Source organism: Chryseobacterium sp. ZHDP1 (assembly GCF_018603435.1).
GTDB lineage: Bacteria > Bacteroidota > Bacteroidia > Flavobacteriales > Weeksellaceae > Chryseobacterium > Chryseobacterium indicum.
In genome coordinates, this window is sequence record NZ_CP075682.1 from 3,464,339 (window position 1) to 3,487,699 (window position 23,361).

The 23,361-nt window shown below is 34.1% G+C and carries 25 protein-coding genes; 12 read left to right on the top strand and 13 right to left on the bottom strand.

The genetic code is table 11. The annotated features are described in order from the left end of the window. The first annotated feature begins 8 nt into the window (after positions 1-8). From KKI44_RS15790 to pth, 5 genes are all read left to right on the top strand, one after another. Positions 9-821, top strand: a complete 813-nt coding sequence (locus tag KKI44_RS15790; RefSeq protein WP_214588246.1) for a hypothetical protein — start codon at positions 9-11, stop codon at positions 819-821. A 3-nt stretch (positions 822-824) separates the two neighbouring features. After that, positions 825-1,568 (top strand): hypothetical protein, encoded by a 744-nt coding sequence (locus tag KKI44_RS15795; RefSeq protein WP_214588247.1) that lies wholly within the window; start codon positions 825-827, stop codon positions 1,566-1,568. 140 nt (positions 1,569-1,708) lie between these two features. Beyond that, positions 1,709-2,560, top strand: coding sequence for a hypothetical protein (locus KKI44_RS15800; protein ID WP_214588248.1), 852 nt, complete (start codon positions 1,709-1,711; stop codon positions 2,558-2,560). A 103-nt stretch (positions 2,561-2,663) separates the two neighbouring features. Beyond that, positions 2,664-3,605 (top strand): hypothetical protein, encoded by a 942-nt coding sequence (locus KKI44_RS15805; protein ID WP_214588249.1) that lies wholly within the window; start codon positions 2,664-2,666, stop codon positions 3,603-3,605. A 90-nt stretch (positions 3,606-3,695) separates the two neighbouring features. Next, the gene (gene pth, locus KKI44_RS15810; RefSeq protein ID WP_214588250.1) at positions 3,696-4,259 is read left to right on the top strand and encodes an aminoacyl-tRNA hydrolase; all 564 of its coding nucleotides are present in this window, start codon (positions 3,696-3,698) and stop codon (positions 4,257-4,259) included. A gap of 46 nt (positions 4,260-4,305) precedes the next feature. Here the strand turns inward: pth and KKI44_RS15815 are convergent, their stop codons facing one another. The 10 genes from KKI44_RS15815 to KKI44_RS15860 all read right to left on the bottom strand — a co-directional run bounded on the left by KKI44_RS15815 (position 4,306) and on the right by KKI44_RS15860 (position 12,871). Then, positions 4,306-4,728, bottom strand: coding sequence for a hypothetical protein (locus KKI44_RS15815; protein ID WP_214588251.1), 423 nt, complete (start codon positions 4,726-4,728; stop codon positions 4,306-4,308). 165 nt (positions 4,729-4,893) lie between these two features. Further along, positions 4,894-5,532 carry a carbonic anhydrase family protein gene (locus KKI44_RS15820; RefSeq protein ID WP_214588252.1) on the bottom strand — a complete coding sequence of 213 codons (639 nt, stop codon included), beginning with the start codon at positions 5,530-5,532 and terminating at the stop codon, positions 4,894-4,896. A 54-nt stretch (positions 5,533-5,586) separates the two neighbouring features. Continuing rightward, positions 5,587-7,179, bottom strand: a complete 1,593-nt coding sequence (locus KKI44_RS15825) for a SulP family inorganic anion transporter (RefSeq protein ID WP_214588253.1) — start codon at positions 7,177-7,179, stop codon at positions 5,587-5,589. A 141-nt stretch (positions 7,180-7,320) separates the two neighbouring features. Next, complete coding sequence (locus tag KKI44_RS15830) at positions 7,321-7,620, bottom strand: hypothetical protein (protein WP_214588254.1); 300 nt, start codon at positions 7,618-7,620, stop codon at positions 7,321-7,323. Between the two features lie 21 nt (positions 7,621-7,641). Further along, on the bottom strand, positions 7,642-8,310 hold the full coding sequence (locus KKI44_RS15835; RefSeq protein WP_214588255.1) for a carbonic anhydrase: 669 nt from the start codon (positions 8,308-8,310) through the stop codon (positions 7,642-7,644). A 246-nt stretch (positions 8,311-8,556) separates the two neighbouring features. After that, positions 8,557-9,114: a serine acetyltransferase gene (locus KKI44_RS15840; protein WP_214588256.1), complete on the bottom strand. Its 558-nt coding sequence runs from the start codon at positions 9,112-9,114 to the stop codon at positions 8,557-8,559. A gap of 42 nt (positions 9,115-9,156) precedes the next feature. After that, on the bottom strand, positions 9,157-10,308 hold the full coding sequence (locus KKI44_RS15845) for a glycosyltransferase (RefSeq protein ID WP_214588257.1): 1,152 nt from the start codon (positions 10,306-10,308) through the stop codon (positions 9,157-9,159). Further along, on the bottom strand, positions 10,309-10,872 hold the full coding sequence (locus tag KKI44_RS15850) for an acyltransferase (protein WP_214588258.1): 564 nt from the start codon (positions 10,870-10,872) through the stop codon (positions 10,309-10,311). Beyond that, positions 10,869-12,032, bottom strand: a complete 1,164-nt coding sequence (locus tag KKI44_RS15855) for a glycosyltransferase (RefSeq protein ID WP_214588259.1) — start codon at positions 12,030-12,032, stop codon at positions 10,869-10,871. The genes KKI44_RS15850 and KKI44_RS15855 overlap by 4 nt, the downstream gene beginning before the upstream one ends. Further along, complete coding sequence (locus KKI44_RS15860) at positions 12,032-12,871, bottom strand: glycosyltransferase family 2 protein (RefSeq protein ID WP_214588260.1); 840 nt, start codon at positions 12,869-12,871, stop codon at positions 12,032-12,034. Before KKI44_RS15860 ends, KKI44_RS15855 begins: the two co-directional genes overlap by 1 nt. A gap of 87 nt (positions 12,872-12,958) precedes the next feature. Between KKI44_RS15860 and KKI44_RS15865 the strand changes: the two genes are divergently transcribed. The 7 genes from KKI44_RS15865 (at position 12,959) to KKI44_RS15895 (ending at position 19,543) form a co-directional block, all read left to right on the top strand. Next, the gene (locus KKI44_RS15865; RefSeq protein WP_214588261.1) at positions 12,959-13,729 is read left to right on the top strand and encodes a class I SAM-dependent methyltransferase; all 771 of its coding nucleotides are present in this window, start codon (positions 12,959-12,961) and stop codon (positions 13,727-13,729) included. A 25-nt stretch (positions 13,730-13,754) separates the two neighbouring features. Beyond that, positions 13,755-14,774, top strand: coding sequence for an acyltransferase family protein (locus KKI44_RS15870; protein WP_214588262.1), 1,020 nt, complete (start codon positions 13,755-13,757; stop codon positions 14,772-14,774). A 148-nt stretch (positions 14,775-14,922) separates the two neighbouring features. Continuing rightward, positions 14,923-15,876, top strand: coding sequence for a glycosyltransferase family 2 protein (locus tag KKI44_RS15875; protein ID WP_214588263.1), 954 nt, complete (start codon positions 14,923-14,925; stop codon positions 15,874-15,876). After that, positions 15,866-17,224 (top strand): DUF6056 family protein, encoded by a 1,359-nt coding sequence (locus KKI44_RS15880; RefSeq protein ID WP_214588264.1) that lies wholly within the window; start codon positions 15,866-15,868, stop codon positions 17,222-17,224. Before KKI44_RS15875 ends, KKI44_RS15880 begins: the two co-directional genes overlap by 11 nt. 3 nt (positions 17,225-17,227) lie before the next feature. Then, positions 17,228-18,046, top strand: a complete 819-nt coding sequence (locus KKI44_RS15885) for a ChbG/HpnK family deacetylase (protein ID WP_214588265.1) — start codon at positions 17,228-17,230, stop codon at positions 18,044-18,046. Next, positions 18,030-18,968, top strand: a complete 939-nt coding sequence (locus tag KKI44_RS15890; protein ID WP_214588266.1) for a GNAT family N-acetyltransferase — start codon at positions 18,030-18,032, stop codon at positions 18,966-18,968. The genes KKI44_RS15885 and KKI44_RS15890 overlap by 17 nt, the downstream gene beginning before the upstream one ends. Further along, positions 18,968-19,543 carry a GNAT family N-acetyltransferase gene (locus KKI44_RS15895; protein WP_214588267.1) on the top strand — a complete coding sequence of 192 codons (576 nt, stop codon included), beginning with the start codon at positions 18,968-18,970 and terminating at the stop codon, positions 19,541-19,543. Before KKI44_RS15890 ends, KKI44_RS15895 begins: the two co-directional genes overlap by 1 nt. Here the strand turns inward: KKI44_RS15895 and KKI44_RS15900 are convergent. The 3 genes from KKI44_RS15900 to asnB all read right to left on the bottom strand — a co-directional run bounded on the left by KKI44_RS15900 (position 19,532) and on the right by asnB (position 23,355). Further along, a complete protein-coding gene (locus KKI44_RS15900) occupies positions 19,532-20,476 on the bottom strand; it encodes a glycosyltransferase family 2 protein (protein ID WP_214588268.1) in 945 nt (314 codons plus the stop codon). The two genes, KKI44_RS15895 and KKI44_RS15900, sit on opposite strands and share 12 nt — an antisense overlap. A gap of 147 nt (positions 20,477-20,623) precedes the next feature. Beyond that, a complete protein-coding gene (locus KKI44_RS15905) occupies positions 20,624-21,559 on the bottom strand; it encodes a glycosyltransferase family 2 protein (protein ID WP_214588269.1) in 936 nt (311 codons plus the stop codon). Beyond that, positions 21,559-23,355, bottom strand: a complete 1,797-nt coding sequence (gene asnB, locus KKI44_RS15910) for an asparagine synthase (glutamine-hydrolyzing) (RefSeq protein ID WP_214588270.1) — start codon at positions 23,353-23,355, stop codon at positions 21,559-21,561. The genes KKI44_RS15905 and asnB overlap by 1 nt, the downstream gene beginning before the upstream one ends. Positions 23,356-23,361: the final 6 nt, after the last annotated feature.

A 23,361-nucleotide genomic window follows, 5' to 3' on the forward strand; every position in this document is an offset into this window, starting at 1 on the left:
ACCCACCAATGAAAAAAATATTTTTAACTTTCTGTATTTCTGCAGGAATCCTTTCTTCTGCACAAATTGGTATTAAAACTCCCACTCCCAAATCTACACTTGATGTAAACGGTGATGTTAATTTCAGAGATAAATTGTCTGTTTTCAATCCTACAGATAACAGTATTTCTCAGGGAAATAACGATCAGATACTTGTTTCTCAGGGAGCAGGAAATCCTCCTATCTGGAAATCACTTCGTATTCCGGAATACGAACCTAATAAATTTTATTTGATTTTTAATAATTCATTTTCAGATAAAACTGGGATTACATTTTCCAGTACGGAAGAATCTACCAATGGTGCCAACAGATCTACCACCCTTGTGAAAGATACAAATTACAGCAGTCTGAATCAGTTTAAGAAAATAACGTCTTTATCGCAGCCATTTCTTGTATACAGTACAGAAAGCAAGACGTATTTTCAGTTTGAAACGGTAGTGCAGGCAGATTTTCCGGCAAATACTTCTCCGGATATTTCCATAGATTATGCGTGCGGAATTTTTGTAGACGATAAACTGGTTAACCTCAGACAGAGAAATCTGAAAGCAAGTAGCGCTACCAATACATTTATTACGCATAACCAGATCGGGATGGTACAAAATCTTTCAAAAGGACAGCATACGGTAAGTGTGGCGTGCTCCAGATTAAAATCTTATAACACTTCGGCAAATTTAGGTATTGGAATTAATGTCGCTACCAATATTGACAGCTTTATTACCCAGTCTTCGCTTAAGGTAGATGTTTATGAAGTACCGCAAGTATTTAATTCAATTTTAAACTAAATCATGAAAAAAATAGCTTTAGTAATATTTTCTGCATTCTCAATAGGATATTATGCTCAAGTCGGTATAAAGACCACAACTCCTGTAGGTACGCTTGATATAAACGGTGACCTCAATGTTAACAGGGAGTTGAGAATGGGAGGTACAAACATAATTAAAGGCTCAGCAGGAACAGCAGGAAGTATTTTCCATAATAATTCTGAGCTTGGCGTAAATGACTGGAAGAGCATAAAAATTGCAGACGGACAGGGGAGTATGGCTTTATTTTCCATGAATACCGTTTCAGATCAGACAGGAGCTACTTTTAGCGGCGCTAATGGTTCTACTTCTCCGTACACAGAAAATTCAGCAATTAATTCTAACTGGGTGGTGCTTACGGGAACTCAGGACACTTATTCGGTAACCAATCCAACCAATAAAGTAGTTTTCACTTTTCAGACGACAGCGCAGAAAACCAATAATTCGAATTCTTCTTCGGGATTCGCCTGCGGAATTTTTGTTGATGATCTTTTAAAAGCAGTAAGAACCGATGTTTTAATCGGGACAGATGGTTCTTATAAAATTTATAATATGAATGCAACTCTTACCAACGTTACTCCAAAAAACAACTATGCGGTAAAGGTTGCCTGTACAAAAAGGAACTTAAACAGCGGAACTCTGGGAATAGGTACAGCCGTAAATACAAACTTTCTGAATTCCGATATGTCTCAGTCAGTTTTAACAACATCTGTTTTACAGCCTTATTAAAAACTGTTTATTATTCATAAATTAAAATCTAAAAGCGAAAGTTTTTAGATTTTTTTTATTTTAAGACATATTTTTTTGATGATTTTAAGGCTTTGATAGGAGAAAATAAATTATATTTGACGGCATTAAAAATTAATAATATGACCAAAAATTACATCCTTTCAACTTTTGCCGCAATTGCCCTTGTTTTTGTGGTTTCTTGTGATAATACAACGGAAGATCCGCCCAACCAGAATAAAAATACTACTTCCGGAAGTACTATTACAGGTCCCCGAATTTTATCTAAAGTAAACAACGGAACAAAAGATCTGGAAGAGTATGTTACTAACGGAGGAGCGCTTTCTCAGGTTTTCGTAAGAGATGCTGCGTCCAGCAATACGCTTACTTCTACAGTAACGTATTCGGGAACTACAATTTCTCAGATAAAAATTCAGGATAATGTAACTCCGCACGTTACAGATAATACCTACGCACTTACGTATACAAGCGGAAAATTATCGGCATTTACAATGGATCAGACTATTATGGGACTTGCTAATCACAGTGATTTTACAGTATATTATGATGCTAATGGAGCACTTTACAGAATTGTTGAGAAGAAAAAAATGGCAGGAAGTACATCCTACACCCATTATACAGAGCTTAAATTTACTTTTTCGACAAACAATATCGTAAAAGCAGATTATACTACTATGCTGATGAGCGGCGGAACTCCTACTGCCTCAACAGCCTCTACAACTTCTTATCTGTATGAGAATTATGATGCTAAAATAAATCCATATACCACCCTGCCAAAAGAATATTTAATGGTGTCTTCCACCATGACGCAGATGAACTCTTATCTGCTGTCTTCCAATAATGTAGGGAAAGTTACCATACAAAATCCTGCAGGAGCTGCCATTTCCTATCCTAAAGGATATCTGTATGATTCACAGAATTATCCGGTTTCAGATCAGAGCCAGACAATTAAATATATCTATAAACCGTTATAAGTTATAATTATCTTTTAATAGTTTTGTGATAATATGAATAAAAACGTGATTTTTATTCAAAAAAAAATTATATTTGTGAAAAAATAAATAATCCCCTATTGGAATGAAACGACTTTTTTATTTTGTTTTACTATTGGTAGGTATTTCTACAATTCATTCTTGTAAAGATTTATTGGATGAAGACGGAAATCCTCTGGTGGATATTAATAACAATACAGGACTGAACGGTCCGAGAGCTTTATACAGAGAAATCACAGACTCAGACACTTTAGCGACTTATTATTATAACGGTCTGCAATTGTCGAAAGTAGTTACGGACAGTATGAATTCTACTGCGGACATAGCATGGAGCGGAGATAAAGTAAGCCGAATCGATTTCAAAGGATTTTTAGACCTTAACGGAAACGGAAAATTAGATAAAGACAGTGTAACCTTTACACAGCAGTTTACTTATGGAAATACAGGAAGAATAGAAACCATCTCAGAAAACAGATCTTTCTTCAAAAGAAGTACCACATCTCCATATACTCCTACAGCACCGGGACCACAGACTCTGTACAAAAAGACAAAGTCTCTTTACACTTTAAAATATGCAGCTGCAACGGCTAAGCTGGATTCTATCATTATGAGAAACGGACCTGAAGCTTCAGGAACTCCATTTGTGTACACTTCTTATTCAAAAACTAAGTATGAATATACAGGGGATAACGTTTCTAAAGTAACAAGAAACTATGGTCCAATGGGTTCTACAGGAACGATGGGAGCAGCAACCACAAAGTTGGGGTATGAGTTTACAAACTACGATACTAAAATCAATCCGTTTACTTTAATTCCTGCAGCTTACAAAATTTCAAGATTACTCTCAACAGACGCTAATGATGTAAGAAGCTGGATTTTGTCACCAAACAGCCCACAGAGATATTCTGTTACGGATTTAATGACACCGGTTCCTACTCCGAAAGTATTCTCAACAAATTACAATTACGATGCACAAACCTATATGCAAAAAGGATATGGTGTAAATTACATCTACAAGCCATTGTAAAAATTTGTTTTTAAAAATAATAAAAACTCAATCTTCATGAAGGTTGGGTTTTTTTATTTGAAATCCCTTAATTTTGCAAAAAATTTCTTCATGAAATATTTAATAGTCGGCCTTGGAAATAAAGGTGCGGAATACGAAAATACACGTCACAATATAGGATTTAAAGTTGCAGACAAACTAGCGGAAACCATGGAGGTTTCTTTCAATACCACCAATTTCGGATGGATGGCAGACGGAAAGTACAAAGGAAGAAGAGTTTTGGTCTTAAAACCGGATACTTATATGAATCTTTCCGGAAATGCAGTCCGCTACTGGATGCAGAAAGAAAACATTCCTTTGGAAAATGTCCTCATTGTAACAGACGATTTAGCTTTGCCTTTTGGAACCTTGAGAATGAAAGGTAAAGGTTCGGATGCAGGACACAACGGACTGAAAAACATCAACGAAGTACTACAGACCCAAAATTATGCGCGTCTGCGTTTCGGCATTTCGGCAGATTTTTCGGAAGGAAGACAGGTGGATTATGTTTTGGGAACGTGGAATGAAGAAGAAAACGAAAAGCTTCAGGAAAGAATTGAGAAGTTTTCTAAAGCCTGTCTGTCATTTGTATTTGCAGGAATCAATAATACAATGTCTGCATTTAACGGAAAATAAATTTCTCTATACGATAAAACAAAACCTCCATTTCCGGAGGTTTTTACTATTTGTAAACGACAATATCTTTTATAATTTTCTTTTCAAAGAAATTTCTTTCATTAATTGTAAAGCAGTAATTGTGTTCCTGTTCGAAAAATTCTATTGGTGTTACAGGAAGATTGTCTGTTTTCCATTTAATGATAAAGCTGACTTCATTCGGGGAATTTACCTCTTTATCCGAAAACCTGAAAATCGTACTCGGAAGAGTATTTTCATTATCTTCTTTAATGTCGGATTTTGCTTTTTTAAACTGAAGCTGCGTCATGTCTTTCAGCAATAAAGAAAAAGGCTTTCCAATATATTTTTGTTTATTGGTTTCAAACTTTTTTGCGTAAGATAAAGTATCGGAAACCGTTTTTTGAGCATTTAAAGCCGTATTAAGAAACAAAAAGAATGTTACCCCAAATATATTCAACAGTATTTTCATGAAGAGGAAATTAAAAATCAAAAGTAAGATTTTACAGACTATTTTCTTTGAATATTTTTAAAAATTATCTGTTTAAATAGAAAACAAAAGACCACCGAAATCCGATGGTCTTTGCGATTGTACTTTACAAGAATTTCCAATCAGTTTATCTAACTATAACATTTCTTATGCTAACCAGGTTACAACACCTGTTTCCACATCGTAATTGGCTCCCACGATCTTAATTTTTCCTTCTTCCTCAAGTTTTCTAAGGGTGGAACTCTGCTTACGGATATCATCAATCGCATTAATTACGTTATGCTGGTTCAGTCTTTCCAGAAGATCTGCATTGGCAGAAGAACGCTCTTCTCCTTCCTCGATAATATCGTTGATAATCGGGTTGAAATGATTGATCAGGTGGTTAAGATTATCCATTCCCAATCCTTCGATTTTTGCTGCATCAAGACCGCCTTTTAAAGCGCCGCATTTCGTGTGTCCCAAAACCACGACAAGCTTAGAACCTGCGACATTACAACCGAATTCCATAGATCCTAAAATATCCTGATTAACAAAATTTCCCGCAATTCTGATGCTGAAAATATCTCCTAATCCCTGATCGAAGATAAGCTCTGCAGAAGTACGGCTGTCGATACAGCTTAACACCACTGCAAATGGCCATTGTCCTTCACGGGTTGCGTTCACCTGCTCCAAAAGATCTCTGTTAGCCTTTAAGTTATTTACAAATCTCTGGTTTCCTTCCTTTAAAAAGTTTAATGCTTTTTCAGGAGTAATAGTCGACTGTGTTTCGTATGTATGTGCTTTCATATAATTTTTATTAAATTGAATTTTTTAAAGGTATAAAATTTATTGTTTTTGAGCTTACATCGCTCTTTTATGTGTAATTAAAATGTGAGACTCTTCATCTCTTTCGTAGTCCCTATATGAAGTTTTAAATCCTAATAATTCAACCGTAATGTCTTCTTCCTTTGCGCGGATATTGGCAAAATCCTGAATCATTTCCAGAACATCAGTGGCAATATAGGATGTTTCCCTTGCATCAATGATGACTTTAGAATTCGGTTTAATGTTTTTTAATGTTTTTTTGATAGCTGCTTTGTTCAGGAAAGAAACTTCTTCCGCAAGCTTCATTTTTATTTCATCAGCATCATCCAGTTTTTCACGGCTTAAATAATAAGCTCTTTTCATATTTCCCTGAAGAATATAAAAAACGGAAATAGCAAGACCTATTCCAACGCCTTTCAATAAGTCGGTTGCGACAACAGCTACCACGGTTGCAATGAAAGGAATGAACTGGAATTTCCCTAAATGCCAGAAATGTTTAAATGTTGCGGGTTTTGCCAGTTTGTAACCTACCATAATTAATACTGCTGCCAAAGTCGCCAATGGAATTAAATTCAATACCAAAGGAATCGATAAAACGCAGATCAGCAACAGTACTCCGTGAATAATGGTTGATGCTTTTGAAGTCGCCCCCGAATTGGCATTGGCGGAACTTCTCACCACTACGGAAGTCATAGGAAGTCCTCCAATGAACGAACTTATTAGATTTCCGATTCCCTGAGCTTTTAATTCCAGATTGGTATCGGTAATTCTTCTCTGTAGATCCAGCCTGTCGGAAGCCTCGATGCAAAGTAGTGTTTCAATAGAAGCTACAATAGCAATCGTTGCTCCTGCAATCCATACTTTCGGATTGGTGAATCCGTTAAAATCCGGCATGGTCACAAGATTTTTAAAATCATCAAAAGACTGCGGAACGGGTAAGGAAACCAAATGCTGAGTCTGTATTTCCAGTGAACTTCCCGTCATTTTAAAGACCTGATTCAGAATAATTCCTGTTACAACGGCAACCAAAGCTCCCGGAAGCATTTTAATCCTTTTAAGAGCCGGAACTTTATCCCAGATAATCAGGATTGCTACCGAAATTAAAGTAATGATAATGGCGCCCGGCTGAACCGCTCCGAATAATTCTGTAAAATATCCGAAATTGAGGCCATTATCGAATATAGATTCATGTCCTTCATAATCCTTATCAAATCCCAAAGCGTGAGGAATCTGTTTCAGAATAATGATGATCCCGATTGCGGCAAGCATTCCTTCAATCACGTTATTAGGAAAGTAATTGGAAATACTTCCGGCTCTTATAAATCCTAAAATCAACTGCAGTACTCCTGCAATAATTCCGGCACAGAGAAAAAGCTCAAATGCGCCCAAATCTGTAATAGCGGTTAAAACAATGGCTGTTAATCCCGCTGCAGGACCGGAAACAGATATATTCGAATTACTAATGGATCCTACAACCAGTCCTCCGACAATTCCGGCAATAATTCCGGATAGAGGCGGTGCTCCCGATGCCAATGCGATTCCTAAACATAAAGGAAGCGCTACTAAAAATACCACGAGTCCTGAAGGGAAATTCTCCTTAATTCCTCCGATTAATGATGTTTTTTTCATGTAAAAATGCTGTGAATAGTGATCTGTTTTTTTGTAAACAGACCCATTATAAAGTTGGAAAATGTAATTTTTAATGCACGTGTTTATTCAATATCAATGTCATGACAAAGAATAGCTATCAAAAAAATCTAACGGTAAAAATTACGCTTCCGGAGGCGGAGAAAATATGGTAAGCAATGGAGACAGATGAAAAGAATCGTCTATGAGTACAAACGATCTGTCTTCCAGTGAAGGTTCATAAAACTTAAGATAATCAAATACATCCAAAGTTTTAGGAAGTGTTTTTTCGTAAACAGTAAAAGCTGAGAAATGGGAATGCGGCTCTTCTTCATTGATTATTACATTGGTTCTTGTAAGATCCCAACCAAAAACTGCGGCAATACCGGGTAGAGCCGTAAAGTTGAGAAAAAACAATAATGTAATAATACTCCAGAGTTTCATTTTACATTCTTTATATAAAAATTATTTGGTCTTTCTGCTCATCACCCAGTCTGAACTGGTAAGGTTATAAATTTTCTGAATGTCCTTTAATATTTTTTCAAAGTCTATTTCCAGATCGATGATCTTTCCTGTTCGAAGGTCGAAAACCCAGCCGTGAACTACGGGATATTCTTCTAAAATATATCTTTCCTGTACACAAGCCATTTTGATAACGTTAATGCACTGTTCCTGTACATTCAGTTCAACAAGTCTGTCATAGCGTTTGTCTTCGTCTGTGATAGAATCCAATTCAGCCTGATGTAATCTGTATACATCACGGATTGTTCTTAACCACGGATTCAGCAATCCTAAATCCTGAGAAGTCATCGCTGCTTTTACACCTCCGCAGTTGTAATGTCCGCAAACAATAATGTCTTTTACTTTAAGGTGTTCCACGGCATACTGAATAACCGCTGTAGAACTCATGTCTAAAGTATTCACCACATTGGCAATGTTTCTGTGAACAAAAACTTCCCCCGGTTTGGCTCCCATAAGTTCTTCTGCAGTCGCACGGCTGTCTGAACATCCGATGTAAAGATAATCAGGATGCTGGGTTTTGGCAAGATCATGGAAAAATTCAGGGTTTTCCGCAACTTTAGACTCTACCCATTTTCTGTTATTTTCAAAAATAGCTTTATACGACTGTGACATGAGGAGCTCTTTAAAGGGTTAATTATTTATTTAGTTTAAATTATTTCTAAAATTAATAGACTAAATCGATAATGGTACAAAAATATAATTTTTGGCTAAATACAGACTATTTTTAACAAAGTTTAATATTCAGATCTGTTTAAAATCATATAAAATATAGATATAATTTTGTTTTCTTACATTAATTTGAAAAATCCGGATAAAATTACAAACAATTTGATGGAATAATATAAAATATTTTAATTTTTAGACCTTATTATTAATGTAACCTTCTGTCGCGTTTTCAGACTCATATATTTTTCCCGGATTGCCCATCACAACAGAATTTTCAGGGATATCAAAATTTACATAGGCATTTGGCGCAATAAGGACATTGTTTCCGATGGAGATTCCTCCTACAATAACGGCATTGGTTCCGATCCATACTTCGTCTCCGATGACAGGGAATCCCTGATTTTTTCCGCGATTCTGCTGCCCAAGAGTAACTCCCTGTGCAATATTGCAGTTTTTTCCGATTTTTACTTTCGGATTGATGACCAGACTTCCCCAGTGTCCCAGATAGAATCCTTCTCCGATTTCTGTTTCGGGATAGATCTGAAAGCCGTACTTAATCTGATAATGCCTTAAAGCCAATTTCCAGAAAATATTCAGCAACGGTGTTTTTAGATATTGCTGAGACTTTCTTAAAACATAAATAAAATGAAGGTTCGGATTGATGCATTTTGCCCAGATCTGAAATGGAGAAAGCCATTTTCCGCTTTCTCTATAAAAATCTTTCTGAAGAATGGAATAGTTTTCTGTCATACCACAAATGTAATAATTCTAAAGGTTTAAATTTTTAATCAGTTACAATTCATCCAGAATAGAAACAATTTTGCTTACTGAATTCTCAAGATTAAAAGGCATTTCATAGTTTTTAAGTTTTTCTGAATATTGTTCGAAAAATTCGGGCTGGGTTAAGGCTTTTTTCATTCCATCATAAATTCCTTCTTCGGAATTTTCAATGAGAAGACCCAATTCTCCATTGTTTAGCATTTCGTTTGCTCCGGAAACTTCAGTAGAAATAATTTTCTTTTTCAGGGTAATCGCTTCAAAAAGAACAGTTGGAAAACCCTCATATCTCGAACTTAAAATATAAAAATCTGCTTTTTTAAAATAAGGATAAGGATTATCTGTAAAACCAAGCATCGTCGCTGTTTTATCAACGCCAAGCTCTGATTTTAGTTGTTTAATATTTTCGAAATCATAACCGTCACCAACAATTAAAACTTTGTGCTGAAAACCTTCTTCTAAAAGTTTTTGATGAACTTTCAATAGCCTGTCGAATCCTTTTTGTGGAAAAACAGTTCCGACTGAAATAAAAGTGGGAATATTTTCATCAAATTGATAATTCAAAACTGGCTGATTTGCTTTTGAAATAAATTCTTCTGTGTCTAAAGGATTATAAATCTTTACAATTTTCTGTTTCTCCGTTTCATTTTTAGCTAGATCATGAAAAAGCTGCTCAATTTTTTCAGAAATCACCATGATTTTGTCAAAACCGAAAAACTTACGGATTTCATCATTGGTATAACCTTTTACCTGTGAAAGATCGTTATGAATCCAGACTATTTTTTTTGAACTTTTTAAAGGAGATCCTAAAATTTCATCCCGCATCCCATGAATGGCAGCAAACTCTATGTCGTACTGCTTATTCTTTAATTTACCCTTATAAAGAAGATTCGGAAATTTTTTAAGAATCTTTTCATGGATTACACGCGCTGCTTTTCTGGGGATTTCATGAGGACGGTTGGTGGTAATCATTTCGCCTTGATGAAGATGCAGAATATTGATCCAACTCGGAACTTCCGCTAAATATTTTCCGGAATTAAGATTCAATAACAAATCGATCTCATATTTATCCTTCGGAAGATTTTTGAGGAATGTTACCAGAACTTTTTCCGCGCCACCGTGACGCAGCGAACCTATGCGAATGAGGAGTTTCTTTTTTTCAGCCATTTATTTTTTTACAGGTTTGTAAACATGTGGAATGTGTTCTTTGATGTATGCTTCCAATTTTGCTCTTTCAGGTTCCAATTCTCGGGGATACATTACGTTATTTTCAAGAGCTTTATCACCATATTCTTCAACAGTACAAATAAATTTTGCCGGAGTTCCTGCATACACGGAATTGTTCGGCATACTGGAATTTAGCACAGATCCCGCTCCCAAAATACAATTGTCGCCCATTTGCGAACCTGGAAGAAAGATACAGTTATTTCCTACAAAACAGTTCTTTCCTAGTTTTATCCTTCCGAAATTTCGGGCATCTTCATACTTTTCCATGCTTCGGATGACGTACATTGCACCATCATGATTGATGAATTTGCAGCCTGCCGTAATTTTTGTCCTGTCGCCGATTTCAATTAAAAAAGGTTCGGAGCCAAAATCCGGAGCTTCCACAAAAATCACATCTTTCCCAACTTTCAAACCTCGTGAAATGGAAATTTTAATGTAAATCTTCTGAATGATCTTTTGATAGGTGGTATGGATTTTCAGGATAAGACGGTAAAGGAAAATCATTGTTCTTTTTTTGCTAAATTAATAATGATATTTTCTACAGCATTAAAAATCTTCTGATTATCAAACTGTTCTTCAATATTGATGAGATTTTTCTTGATTTCGGCAATTAATTCGGGTTCTGTAAGAAACTTTTTCATCGATTCATACATTTCATCCGTTTCATAATTGATGAGATAACCTGTTTTTCCATGCTCAATCATTTCGGGAATTCCTCCTACGTTGGTTGAAATAATTGGCTTTTGAAGGATCAGACTGTCGGCAATAATCAGAGGCCAGCTTTCAGATTCGGATGGAAGAATGAAAAAATCTGCATTTTTTACATGAGGATAAGGATTCATGGAAGAGCCTAATAATTTGAAGCTTTCCGTAACACCCAGATCTTCTGTCTGCTTCTTTAAATTATTCATTTCTTCACCGTCACCGATCACGATAATATGATGATCAAAACCATCTTTCAGTAATCTTGCATGCGCTTCCATGAGTTTATGAAAACCTTTCCGGCTGTGAAGCCTCGCAACGGAAACGAAAACAGGTTTGTCTGGCAATTCAGGTTTAAAAGCTAAAGCTTTCTGTTTTAATTCATCAATAGGAATCGCATTTAAAATAACCTGATTTTCGGGAATTTTAAGATCAGGATAGGTTTCAATTAAAATATCCTTCGTTTGCTGAGATCCGAAAATAAAATAATCAAACTGTGGAATCTGCTTTAAAATTTCAGGAACCAAAGGCTGAAGTTTCGGCAAAGTAATATCGGAATGAAACCAGCCTATTTTCTTTGATTTTTTATTAACAGAGTTTAGAACCGCAGAAAAAGCAGCGTAAGTAGGAGCAATTTCTACATCATATTTGTCATTAAGGGTTTTCTGAGCGATGGAAGGATTTCTCAAAGCATTCTGAAGCCTTAATTTTCTTTTTGCTAACTGTAGTTTTTGAATAAGCGGATTTTTTGAAAGATCTTCCCTGCCTTCAGTAAGGTGAACTTTTCTTACATGAGCGGGAATTTCGTTTCTCAGTTCTCCCTGATTCATATTTAAACAGATCGTCATGTCGAATTTATCTTTATTAAGATGATTCAACATGCTTAAAACTACTTTTTCCACACCGCCCATTTCCATAGAACGATGCCTGAAAAGTACTTTTATTTTATTATTTTTCGTCATTAACTAAAGATTTGTTGAGCAAATATGATTAGTTTCTTTTTTATCCTAAATGATAAAGAATTCTGATACTCCAAAAGACTGTAGATTTCCTGAGAACTGTTGTATTCTTTCGGAACCGGTTTACCGTTGATGGAAGTTAAATCCCTGCGTTTCATGGTGTTGAAAATTACTTTTGCAAAATATTCGCGGGATTTTGGCTTATTGTCATTCTGTGAAATTCCTCCGGAATGAAGTCTGTACAGGTAATTTGTTTCATTAATAAACTTTACTTTTCCCTTTTCATACATTTTCAGGTATAAATCCTGATCTTCAGCAATTTTCATTTCCGTGTTCATTTTTTCTGTCTGATTATAAACGCCTTTTCTAAAACATACGAAATGCACAATATTTACTGGACAGTTGAAAAAGTACGGACTGTTATTAATTACCTGCTGAGCGATTTTAGGAACCTCCAGAATTTTTAGGTTTTCATCACATTTTGCAAATTTGCTGTATGTAAGAACAACATCTCGTTGCTTTTGAAAAATTTTTATGCTTGAAGAAAGCGCATTGGATGTAATAGTGTCGTCAGGATCTACAAAGCCACAGATGTCACCTTCCGCCAGTTCAATCAGTTTGCTTTTTGTGATTCCTACGCCGCTGTTTTCTTCATTTCTGTAAATTTTGAAACGTTCATCATTGCCTGTTATTTTTTTTATAACCTCCAAGGAATCGTCTGTAGAAGCGTCATCCAGAATAATCGCCTCCCAGTTTTTATAATCTTGTGCTATGATAGAATCATAGCATTCTTTAAAGAATTTTCCATTGTTGTAATTGGCAATCAGAACAGAAAACTTCATCTTATTGTGTTAATAAATTTTTACAAAGATAATTATATCCTAAAGATAACGGAAAAATCTTTATTTTTGTGGCTTAAATTTAACACAGTGAGCGAAATATCCAGAGTTCTCAAAACATTTGTAGCCTATCTTAAAAGACCCGATCTTTACCCTGAATTAGGACGTAAAATTGTAAAAAATACTGTAAACCGGGGAAATGCCTTTAAAGGAAAAGAAAAAACAAATTCCTGGGCTGCATCCAGAGCGGTTTCGCAAAAACAGGCGGTTTCCCAGCTTTTCGGAATTGATATTGAGCCTTTCCAGACTGAATTTGCTGAAGTTTTAAAAGATTCTCAGAAAAGACAGGATGATTGCCCTATTAAAATGGGTGGAGCAGGAGCTTTGGAACTGATTTATTATTCTTGTGAATTTACCAACGCTAAAAATGCCGTAGAAACAGGCGTTGCGTATGGTTGGTCCTCTTTGGCTGCATTGCTTTCCTTAACTAAAAGAAACGGGACTTTGTACAGTTCAGATATGCCGTATCTTGCGCAGGACGGCGATCAGTATGTGGGATGTATTGTTCCTGAAAATCTGAAATCTCACTGGAAATTATATCGTTTTGCAGATAGAGAATCTCTTCCCAAAATTTTTGCAGACAGTGCGTCTTTTGACGTTATACATTATGATTCTGATAAGAGTTACAATGGAAGATTCTGGGCTTATAATGAACTTTACAGCCATTTGAGAAAAGGAGGAGTTTTCATTAGTGATGATATTGGAGACAATTCTGCCTATCAGGATTTCTGTGAAAAGAATAGTATTGAAACCACAGTCGTTGAATACGAAGGAAAATACATTGGTGTTTTTGTTAAATAAAAACTTTTAAGTGTATTTTTGATTCGTGAAAATTAGTCAGATTACATTTACAAGATTTCTTGCTGCAATCGCAATTGTGATTTTTCACTATGGTGAAGGTGCTTTTGTCTATAAAATAAAATATATATCGGAGATTTTTGCCAAGGCGAATATCGGCGTAAGTTATTTTTTTATTCTTTCGGGATTTATCATGATTGTTGCGTATCATTCCAAAGAAAAAATCAATTACTTTGATTTTTACCGTAACCGGGTCGCAAGAATTTATCCATTGTATGTAATAGGATTACTTCTGTATCTGTTTACGCGGTCTCAGGAAACCGCTTTTTCGCCGATAATTGCATATTTGACAGGAGTTCAGAGCTGGTTTCCCGGCAAAGTTTTAATTCTGAATTTTCCGGGATGGTCGATTTCGGTAGAATTTTTCTTTTACCTTATTTTTCCTTTTTTATACAATTATATTTACTCAAAAAAATACAAATTCATCTGGATTACCGGTATTGTAATCTGGATTGCCACTCAGGTTTTTTGCAACTATTTTATGTTTTCAGGATTGTATGAAGGGAGATTTTCAAAAAGTCACGATTTTATTTCTTACTTTCCGCTACTGCATATTAATGAATTTTTAATCGGAAACCTTGCAGGAATATTTTTTGTTAAAAATTGTAAACAAAAAAACTATGACTGGGCAATAATACTGGTTTTCAGTTTTATAGTTTTATCCCTGCTGTTTGTACCACTTTATTATCATGATGGATTAATGGCTGTGTTTTTCGTACCGCTGATTGTTTTAATCTCTATGAATAATGGGTTTTTAACCAGAATAATGTCTTTAAAGCCGTTGGAATATTTAGGTGAAATAAGCTATGCTATTTACATTGTTCATATTCCTGTTTTGTTTATTTTAAGATCGTTTTTATATGATTATTTCAGGATATATGATAAAAGTATGATCTTCTGGATTTATATTCCTGTTTTAATAATTATTTCAGGATTTTTTTATCAATTTATAGAAAAACCCTGCAGAGATTATTTAAAGAAAATTTAGATAAATTACTTACTTTTGCTAAACATAAATGAATAAAACTATGACAGAAATGATGTTTTCCCATACTTTTTCCACTTACGATATATCTTATTCATATTTAACGATACTCAGTATATTATAAAGAAATGAAATTTTTAAACATTCTTGTATGAAAAAAGTTTATTTTATTATTTCTGCGTATAATGAAGAAGATAATATCGATATCTTAATTGACTCCTTGGAATCAGAACTTGCTAAAATAAGATTTGAGGATTATGAATTTGTATTTGTAAATGATGGTTCTAAAGACAATACTTTAGACGTTTTACTGAAACGCCAGAAAATTAATGAGAAAATCGTCATTATAAATCAGTCTACAAACTTTGGACATGAATTGGCAATGACGGCAGGTCTTAATTATACAGTTTCTGAAAATAAATCTAAAGATTTCAGTGTTTTATTTATGGATGCAGATATGCAGCACCCTCCAGAAATTGCCGTACAGATTATAAAGTTATGGTTAGGCGGAGAGAAACTTATACTTACTAAAAGGACTGATAATGAGGACGCCGGATTAAGATATAAAATCATGGGAAATCTTTATTACTGGATACTGAATTTTCTTTCTGACGTTAAAATTCCAAGAAATATGCCTGATTTCAGGCTTTTGGATAAAAAGTATGTTCTGTGGATGAATGGCTTAAATGAAACAGACAGAATGTTTCGTGGTATGCTTTCGTTAATTGGGCTGAGAAATGCACATATCATAGAATTTGATGCACCAAAAAGAAATGCCGGAACTTCCAAATATAATTTTCTGAAATTATATAAACTTGCTATAGACAGTGTTATTCAGTTTTCTATAAAACCACTTAGGATAGCTACATTTATAGGTTTTTTAGGATGTTTTTTCTCATTTTTGTTTCTGATATTTTCCATTTACAGAAGCCACATAAATCATGAGCCAAAAACAGGTTTCCTTACCTTACTTTCAGTTACGATTTTTTTTAGTTCTCTTACCATTCTTTTTTTAGGAATTATTGGTGAATATATAGGACGAATTCATATTGAGGTAAAAAACAGACCTTTATATTTCAATGAAATTATAAAAAATGAAGAGTAAATATATTCCCTATTTTGTTATAGCTTTTATCAACTTTTGTTTTGTTCTTTCGGCTATGTATTATCCGCCTTTACGGGATGAACTTTATTATCTGTATCCTACGAAGCTTAATGTTTTTCAGGAATACGGCAATGCTTATTTTGTCGGAAATCCCAGAATCGGGCAATTTTTTTGTAATCTGATTTCTAGGCATCTTCTTTTAAAAATTATTTTTGAATTGTTGACTTTCAATAGTTTAATAGTAGTTTTTTTTCTGTTGACTTTAAGAAGACTGCCGGTTTTGAGAAATGTGAATGATCTCTTAAAATTAATAATCATTGCAGGGCTCTTCATTTTTCTGATCAATTATTTCGGAGAAATGTTTTATTATACACCTTTTATTACAAATTATACTTTTACAACGATCATTTATTTGCTCTATATATTTATAGTTTCAGAATATTATCTTAACAACAATAACATTTTAGAAAATCATCATGTTAATATTTTCTTGATTATTTTTTCAGGAATCTTTATAGGAATGTGTAATGAACATGTACCGCCTGTTCTTATAGGTGCTTCATTTCTCGCATTGTTCTGGAATTTTTTTATAAAAAAGAAGAAAATAGATTATAAGATTGCTATTTCACATATTTCTCTTGTTGCCGGTTATTTGCTGTTATTTTTTGCACCTGCAAACAGAGTTAAATTTAAAGTTGTGGGTAAGCAATCCTACGGGTTTAATATATGGGATTACCTGAAGAATTTCAAAAGTATTCTGAATTTATACAGATATTACAATTTGGAATTGGTTCTTTTTTTGGTTTCATCTGTTATTTTGGTATTATTTCTCTACCGTAAAAAATCGATACAAAAGATCTTTTTCATAAGACTGCTTATATTCTTTTTGCTAGGACTGCTTTGCATACCCATAGTTGCTTATTCACCTTTATTAGGAACAAGACTGTTGTTTTTTACCAATGCAATGTTTCTTGTAGTTATATTCTCCATATACTTTAAAGGTGTTGAAGTGTATAAGGCACAAAAAATAAGCACTTTAGTTTACATATTCACCTCATGTTTCTCTGTTTCGTTTTTCATTATAAGTGTATTGTTATCTTATAATGGAAGAAAAAACTATTCTTACATTACGTCACAGATTGCAGAAGCCAGACGAACTTCCAAAAATGTAATACTTTCAGAATCTTTTAATTTTTACACAGATACTTTCGGGAATTTTAACAGAAGAATTTTTTTAGAAAACGGAGAAGAATATATTGATAGCAATATTAATAAAGATACAAGTGAAGAAATGAATTTTAAGACTTTCTATAATTTAAATAATCTTTCAGTAAAGAACAAGCATTAGCCGATGAAAAAAAAAATAATCATAAATGCTGATGATCTGGGATTTTCATTGGGGGTTAATGAAGCAATAAAAAATGCCCATTTGGATGGATATCTGTCTCATGCCAGTTTAATGTGCAATACAGATTTTTTTAATCATGCTTTAAAAGAAATCATTCCTGTCTGTCCGGATCTTAAAATAGGTCTTCATGTAAATCTTACTTGTGGAAAGGCTTTATACGAAGGAAATGTATTGGCGAAAGACGGAAAGCTGAATTCAAGTTTTGTAAAGCTTCTATTGATGCCAAAAAAAAAGAAAGTTCTGGATGCTCTGGAACATGAAATAGAAAGCCAGTTGCTGGAAGCGAAAAAAAATAATATTTTCTTAAATCATATCGATGGGCATGAACATATCCATATCATTCCGTCCATCAATAAAATAGTAAAAAAACTTGCGAAAAAACATTCCATTAAGAGAATTCGGGAAATCAATGAAAATATTATAACGAGTTCTAAATTCAATTTGAGGACAGCAAGTCTGGCAAATATTATTAAGCTTCTGCTTTTAAGATTTCTGAGCCTTTTTAATGATAATAAAAATGAGATTAAATTTTACAGTATTCTGAATACATGTGAAATTAATGAGGAAAACCTCTTTAATTATCTGGAAAAAGGGAATGATGATCATATTGAGATCATGCTTCATCCCGGTATTATAGAGATGGACAAGAACTATAACGGATTGGATAAAAGATTTATAAACTTTCTGAGATCAGATTTCAGAACTCAGGAATATAATGTATGTTTTAATAATAAATTTGAAAATTATGAAGCAATGGTATAAGTTTGCTGAAGGAAAGCACTGGAAAAATATTGTTGCCAAAACCTATTCTCTGGATATTAAAACATTAAATATTCAGGGAAATGAAATTAATTTATACGGAAACGGATCTTTATTTTCAAATTCACCATATATTACAGACGGAGGAGTATTTAAATTTGAAAAGCCTTTGTCTAAAGATGATTTTAAAGATATTAACAAACCTATTCTTATTAAGACAAGAGATAAGATTAATATTTCCGAAAACTTTAATCATATTCTAATAAAAGATTATTTCACTTATCTTCTTGATCTGAGCGGTGGGGAAGATTTTGTATGGAATAAGAAAGTAAAATCCAAAACAAGAAATCAGGTAAGAAAAGGGGAAAAGCTTAATTATACTGTTAAAACAGGAAAAGCAGAATTACTGGATGATTTTTATAAAGTGATTTCCACGGCATGGAGAGATCTGGGCACTCCAACGCATAGTAAAGATTTTTACAGAAACATCGTTGAGGGTTTTACAGAAGACTCTCTATATAAAGCTGAATTTATAATTATGTATCTGGATCATAAACCGGTTTCCGCAGCTTGTCTTATATATGATGATCATGCTATACATCATCCTTATGCAGCCACTTTGAAAGAATATAATAAATATTCTTTGAATAACGCTTTGTATTGGAATATCATCAAATTTGCAATAGGTAAAAAAATTCCTTTCTTTGATTTGGGAAGAAGCAGAGAAGATCAGGGAACCGCAATTTATAAAATTTCATGGGGTGCAGAACCAGTTCAGCTTTACTATTATTATTTTAATAAAACTCATCATAAAAATGATGAAGACGGAAAACTGATACATTTTCTTATCAATATGTGGAAAAAGCTACCGCTTGCTCTTGCTAACTTTATGGGACCGAAACTTATTTATAAAGTACTGAAGTAATGATTATAAAGCTGGACGAAAGCCATATACCGCAGATTGCCAAGATACAAAAGACAAGCCTTCCAAGCCTTTTGTCTGAGTATTCTTTACCTTTTATAGAAACTTTCTATAAATTTCAGATCAGACAGAAAGACTACATTTTATTGGGTGAATGGGAAGACTCTGAACTTTTAGGATTCGTGTTCGGGACTTATGACGTAGAAAAACTTTATAATGAATTTATAAATAGTAAAAAGATTTATTTTATATGGAACACCTTATTAACATTGGCTTTCCATCCCAAATATCTAATGCTGATCTTAGCTAAGTTTTTTACAAAACAGTATTCATCTGCCTGTAAGATACAGTTGGTATATATAGCGACCGACAGGAATATGAAGAATAAAGGTATCGGAAAAAAACTACTTCAGGCTTTCGAAAAAGAATTGAAAGATACAGATTACTATGAACTAGAGGTAGAGAGTAATAATAATGCAAACCATTTTTACAGGAAGAATGGTTTCTCTGTTGTTTATACTTATAATAATTTTTTTGAAAAAAAATATTTAATGGGAAAGAAATTCTCAACGGAATAGATATTTTCTGAAATTAATATTGTAAAGCCCGGAGCGGATACTTTTGTAATCTGTAAAAAGATATTTTACAATCATTCCCCATTTTTCCAGTGGAGAAGCCAGAGCAATTTGATAGCTCCTGTGCATTCTTTTGATATGAAGTTTTACATCTTCAGAAATGGAAGGTTCATTTTGTGCCCAGTCACTTATTTCTTTCCAAAGTAAAACTCTTGATGTTGCAGGATTTACTTTTTTAGAATCTACAGCAGTAATTCTGTTGCTTTCATGAACTCCTCTCATCGCAACAGCCTTATCTAAAATTCCGGGATAAAGATCAAGATAATATGAAAGACGGAATAAAAATTCTGTGTCCTGATGAAGTCGTAAATGTGTTTTAAAAAAAGGTTTCAGCTTTTTGATCATGGAATCTCTTCTAATTGTTAAACAGTCGATACTGAAAAGTCCAAAACTTCCTCTCATATGAAGTTGTCCTGGAAAGACATCTTTTGGATCGTGCCTTTTGTAAACTGTTGTTAAATTATCTTTAAAAAGACTATAATACTGTTCTTTTGCTTTTTCAGAGTAATAATGAACACCCAAAGCACCATAAACACCTTCTACTTTTGGATCTTTGAATAATTCTTTTTCGGCATCAAAGCGGTTGGGAAGATAATAATCATCGGCATCCAAAAATGCTATGAAATCGCCTGTTGCCTTTTCCAAAGCTAGGTTTCTTGATGGTCCTGCTCCGTGATTTCCTTTATCAGGATGCTGAAAGAGCTTCACTCTTTCATATTTTTCAGCCAGTTGCAGACAAATCTGGAGGGCATTATCAGGAGATTTATCTTCCACTAAAATAACTTCATGAACTTCATCAAACATAAGTGCGGATTCCACAGCCTGAGTTATATATTTTTCAGCGTTATAAACGGGAGTGATGACGGAGATTTTCATAAGTTTTAAAATTAAATTAACCTGAAATGGATTTTTACCAAAATTGCTGATTAGAAACAGAAAGATGAAGTAATATTAGAGAAAGTTACAACATACCTTAAAGCCTTAAGCCGAATTAAATTATCATTTTTCTTCATAGAAGTTACATTAATTTAAATACGTAAAACGATATTGTGTCTTTAGTATTTGGGGATTTTTAATCCCTTCAATTAAAATGGTAATGTATTTTGACATTCCTTTTAACTGAGATAAATCAAAAGACTTATAGCTAAGATAAATTCTTGTTTTGTATTCTAAAGGTAGCTTTTCTTCGATTGCCCAATTGTAAAGAGATTTCCAGTACAAAAGCTGTCTTTGGTTGTATTGTGGAGAATAGCGAATAATTTTTGTAATTCTATTATCATCATGAACGCCTCTTACGGCGATTGCTTCGTCTATAATCCCGGATTTAAGATGACAGTGGTAAGCCAATTTAATGATAAAGTCAGAGTCTTGATGAACTCTTAGATCTTTATTAAATCTAAGCTTGCTTTTTTCCAGCGCAGATTTTCTTATCGTTAAGGAATTCAGATGAAAAAAGGAACCAAATGTTTTATCTGTTAAGTTTAATAATCCTCTAAAAACTTCTTTCCCGTCTGCAGGATAATTTACTGTGGTGAGTGGCGAATCTTTAAATTTAGCCTGATACTCTTCTTTTCCCTTTTCAGTAAGATATTCAACGCCAATTGCACCGAATATTCCATGGATTTCAGAATTTTTAAACAGCTCTTTTTCTGCATCAAACCTATTGGGAAGATAATAATCATCAGCGTCTAAAAATGCGATAAAATTTTGTGAGGCTTTCTCAATGCCCAGATTTCTTGTCGCTCCTGCGCCATGATTTCCTTTGTCCGGGTGTTGAAATAATTTAATTTTTGAATTTTCTGATGCCAGTTCCTTACAAATTTCCAAAGAATTATCTGTAGAACAATCTTCAGCCAGAATAATTTCTTTTACTTCTTCAAACCTCAAAGCAGACTCTACCGATTTCCTCAAAAATCGGGAAGCATTATAAACAGGAATTATAACAGAAATACCCAACATTATATAAACGATTTATTGTTATGTGCCCAGAGAGCAAGCTGTAAAAGACACCAGTGTTTATAATCTTTTGTCAGCAAATTCTGAGTAGCCTTAAAATCAATGTAATTAAAGATTTTTTGTTCTTTATCTCTCAATAATTCATCTGAAAAATTAATTAGCTGCTGTTCTTCAAACCAATTTGAAACACTCATTCCAAAGCCCTGTTTATGACGTTTTCTGATGGTTTCTGTCCAGTAAGAGCCCATCGCTTCGCGAAGGATGATCTTATCGTTATTGTTATTAAGTTTAAGCTGTTCCGGAAGCTGAATACAGAATTCTGCAAAATCCAGATCAAGAAACGGAGTTCTTACTTCTAAGGAATTTGCCATTGCCATTCTGTCGGATTTTACCATCATATTCGAAGGCACAAAATCCTCGATATCAAATCGCATGATATCATTTAATGAATCCGGATCTGGGATAAAACTGTAAGGCTGTTCATAATCTGAATGCAGTCCTAAAGCCTGTCTTTCTTGCTTTGAGAAAGCTCTTCTTACAAAGTTTTGATGAAAATCGAGAATATTTTTGTTTTCAATATTTTGTTGACTGATAAAAGAAATTGGCTTTAATTTCTGATACAGTTTTAATCCAAACTGGGCAATAATATTTTTGTAACTGAAATGATTTCTCAGCTTATTTTCAATGGTGTAGAAGTTGTAGCCGCCGAATAATTCATCTCCAACATCACCGGAGAGCACAACCGTAAGATTTTTCCTTGCATTTCTGCAGATTTCAAAATGCGGAATTGAAGAATAATCTGCAAAAGGTTCATCGAAAAACGGTGAAGTTTTTAAAAGAGCAGTTACCAGATCTTCTTTTTTTTCGTGAACTTCAATGTGATTGGTATTGTATTTATCGGCTATTTCTTTGGCATATTTAAGTTCGCTTGATTCGTGATCGTACCCGAAACTAATCGTTGTCTGTTTAGGTAAAAATTCAGCAACAAGCCCTACAATGGAAGAAGAATCTAAACCTCCACTGAGAAAACTTCCCACTTCAACATCGGCTACAAGCTGTTTTTTTACAGCATTCTTTAACAGATAAGTAAATTCTTCTTTAGCATCTGATAAGCTTAAGGCTCTGTCTTTCTTAGGAAGACTGTAATATCTTGAAACCGAAATACTGCCATCTTTCCAGATGAGCTGATGGGCAGGAGGAAGAGCATGAATATTTTCATAAATACTTTGATATGTACTTACATAGCCATGCTGAAGATAATGGGAAAGAGCCAGATTGCTCACTTTGGGACGGATAAGCCCGGAAGCGAGTATTGCTTTGATTTCTGAGGCAAAAATAAATTCATTATTGTTCCCGATAGCATAATAGAATGGTTTTTCTCCAAATCGGTCTCTTGAGCAGAACAGTTGCTGTTTTTCGTTGTCCCAGATGGCAAAAGCAAACATTCCCGGAAGATCATGGATGAGGTGTTCTTTTTTTCTCTGATACATGGCAAGCATTACCTCTGTATCTGAACTTCCGCGGTAAGGATATTCAGAGTAGTTGGATTTAATGTCGAGATAACCATATATTTCCCCGTTCAATACGATGCATTCGTTTTTTGTAGAGGAAAACATGGGCTGTTTTCCGTTTTCGGAAAGATCTATAATAGAAAGTCTGCGATGCCCTAAAGCTGCATTATCATAAAATTCAGCATGAGAAGAATCCGGACCGCGATGCGCAATGGCATCGGTCATTTTTTTCAGCTCCTCATGATAATTTCTGGCGTTGTTCGTGATGATTCCCGCTATTCCGCACATATTAAT

Excerpts from the sequence above, each read along its gene's own strand:
- KKI44_RS15840 (WP_214588256.1), bottom strand. The coding sequence starts at position 9,114 with ATGACAGAAAACTATTCCATTCTTCAGAAAGATTTTTATAGAGAAAGC.
- KKI44_RS15885 (WP_214588265.1), top strand. The coding sequence starts at position 17,228 with ATGAAAAAAAAAATAATCATAAATGCTGATGATCTGGGATTTTCATTG.
- KKI44_RS15825 (WP_214588253.1), bottom strand. The coding sequence starts at position 7,179 with ATGAAAAAAACATCATTAATCGGAGGAATTAAGGAGAATTTCCCTTCA.
- KKI44_RS15855 (WP_214588259.1), bottom strand. The coding sequence starts at position 12,032 with ATGACGAAAAATAATAAAATAAAAGTACTTTTCAGGCATCGTTCTATG.
- KKI44_RS15815 (WP_214588251.1), bottom strand. The coding sequence starts at position 4,728 with ATGAAAATACTGTTGAATATATTTGGGGTAACATTCTTTTTGTTTCTT.
- KKI44_RS15895 (WP_214588267.1), top strand. The coding sequence starts at position 18,968 with ATGATTATAAAGCTGGACGAAAGCCATATACCGCAGATTGCCAAGATA.
- KKI44_RS15790 (WP_214588246.1), top strand. The coding sequence starts at position 9 with ATGAAAAAAATATTTTTAACTTTCTGTATTTCTGCAGGAATCCTTTCT.
- asnB (WP_214588270.1), bottom strand. The coding sequence starts at position 23,355 with ATGTGCGGAATAGCGGGAATCATCACGAACAACGCCAGAAATTATCAT.
- pth (WP_214588250.1), top strand. The coding sequence starts at position 3,696 with ATGAAATATTTAATAGTCGGCCTTGGAAATAAAGGTGCGGAATACGAA.
- KKI44_RS15850 (WP_214588258.1), bottom strand. The coding sequence starts at position 10,872 with ATGATTTTCCTTTACCGTCTTATCCTGAAAATCCATACCACCTATCAA.
- KKI44_RS15795 (WP_214588247.1), top strand. The coding sequence starts at position 825 with ATGAAAAAAATAGCTTTAGTAATATTTTCTGCATTCTCAATAGGATAT.
- KKI44_RS15900 (WP_214588268.1), bottom strand. The coding sequence starts at position 20,476 with ATGAAAATCTCCGTCATCACTCCCGTTTATAACGCTGAAAAATATATA.
- KKI44_RS15845 (WP_214588257.1), bottom strand. The coding sequence starts at position 10,308 with ATGGCTGAAAAAAAGAAACTCCTCATTCGCATAGGTTCGCTGCGTCAC.
- KKI44_RS15800 (WP_214588248.1), top strand. The coding sequence starts at position 1,709 with ATGACCAAAAATTACATCCTTTCAACTTTTGCCGCAATTGCCCTTGTT.
- KKI44_RS15805 (WP_214588249.1), top strand. The coding sequence starts at position 2,664 with ATGAAACGACTTTTTTATTTTGTTTTACTATTGGTAGGTATTTCTACA.
- KKI44_RS15820 (WP_214588252.1), bottom strand. The coding sequence starts at position 5,532 with ATGAAAGCACATACATACGAAACACAGTCGACTATTACTCCTGAAAAA.
- KKI44_RS15860 (WP_214588260.1), bottom strand. The coding sequence starts at position 12,871 with ATGAAGTTTTCTGTTCTGATTGCCAATTACAACAATGGAAAATTCTTT.
- KKI44_RS15880 (WP_214588264.1), top strand. The coding sequence starts at position 15,866 with ATGAAGAGTAAATATATTCCCTATTTTGTTATAGCTTTTATCAACTTT.
- KKI44_RS15835 (WP_214588255.1), bottom strand. The coding sequence starts at position 8,310 with ATGTCACAGTCGTATAAAGCTATTTTTGAAAATAACAGAAAATGGGTA.
- KKI44_RS15890 (WP_214588266.1), top strand. The coding sequence starts at position 18,030 with ATGAAGCAATGGTATAAGTTTGCTGAAGGAAAGCACTGGAAAAATATT.
- KKI44_RS15875 (WP_214588263.1), top strand. The coding sequence starts at position 14,923 with ATGAAAAAAGTTTATTTTATTATTTCTGCGTATAATGAAGAAGATAAT.
- KKI44_RS15830 (WP_214588254.1), bottom strand. The coding sequence starts at position 7,620 with ATGAAACTCTGGAGTATTATTACATTATTGTTTTTTCTCAACTTTACG.
- KKI44_RS15905 (WP_214588269.1), bottom strand. The coding sequence starts at position 21,559 with ATGTTGGGTATTTCTGTTATAATTCCTGTTTATAATGCTTCCCGATTT.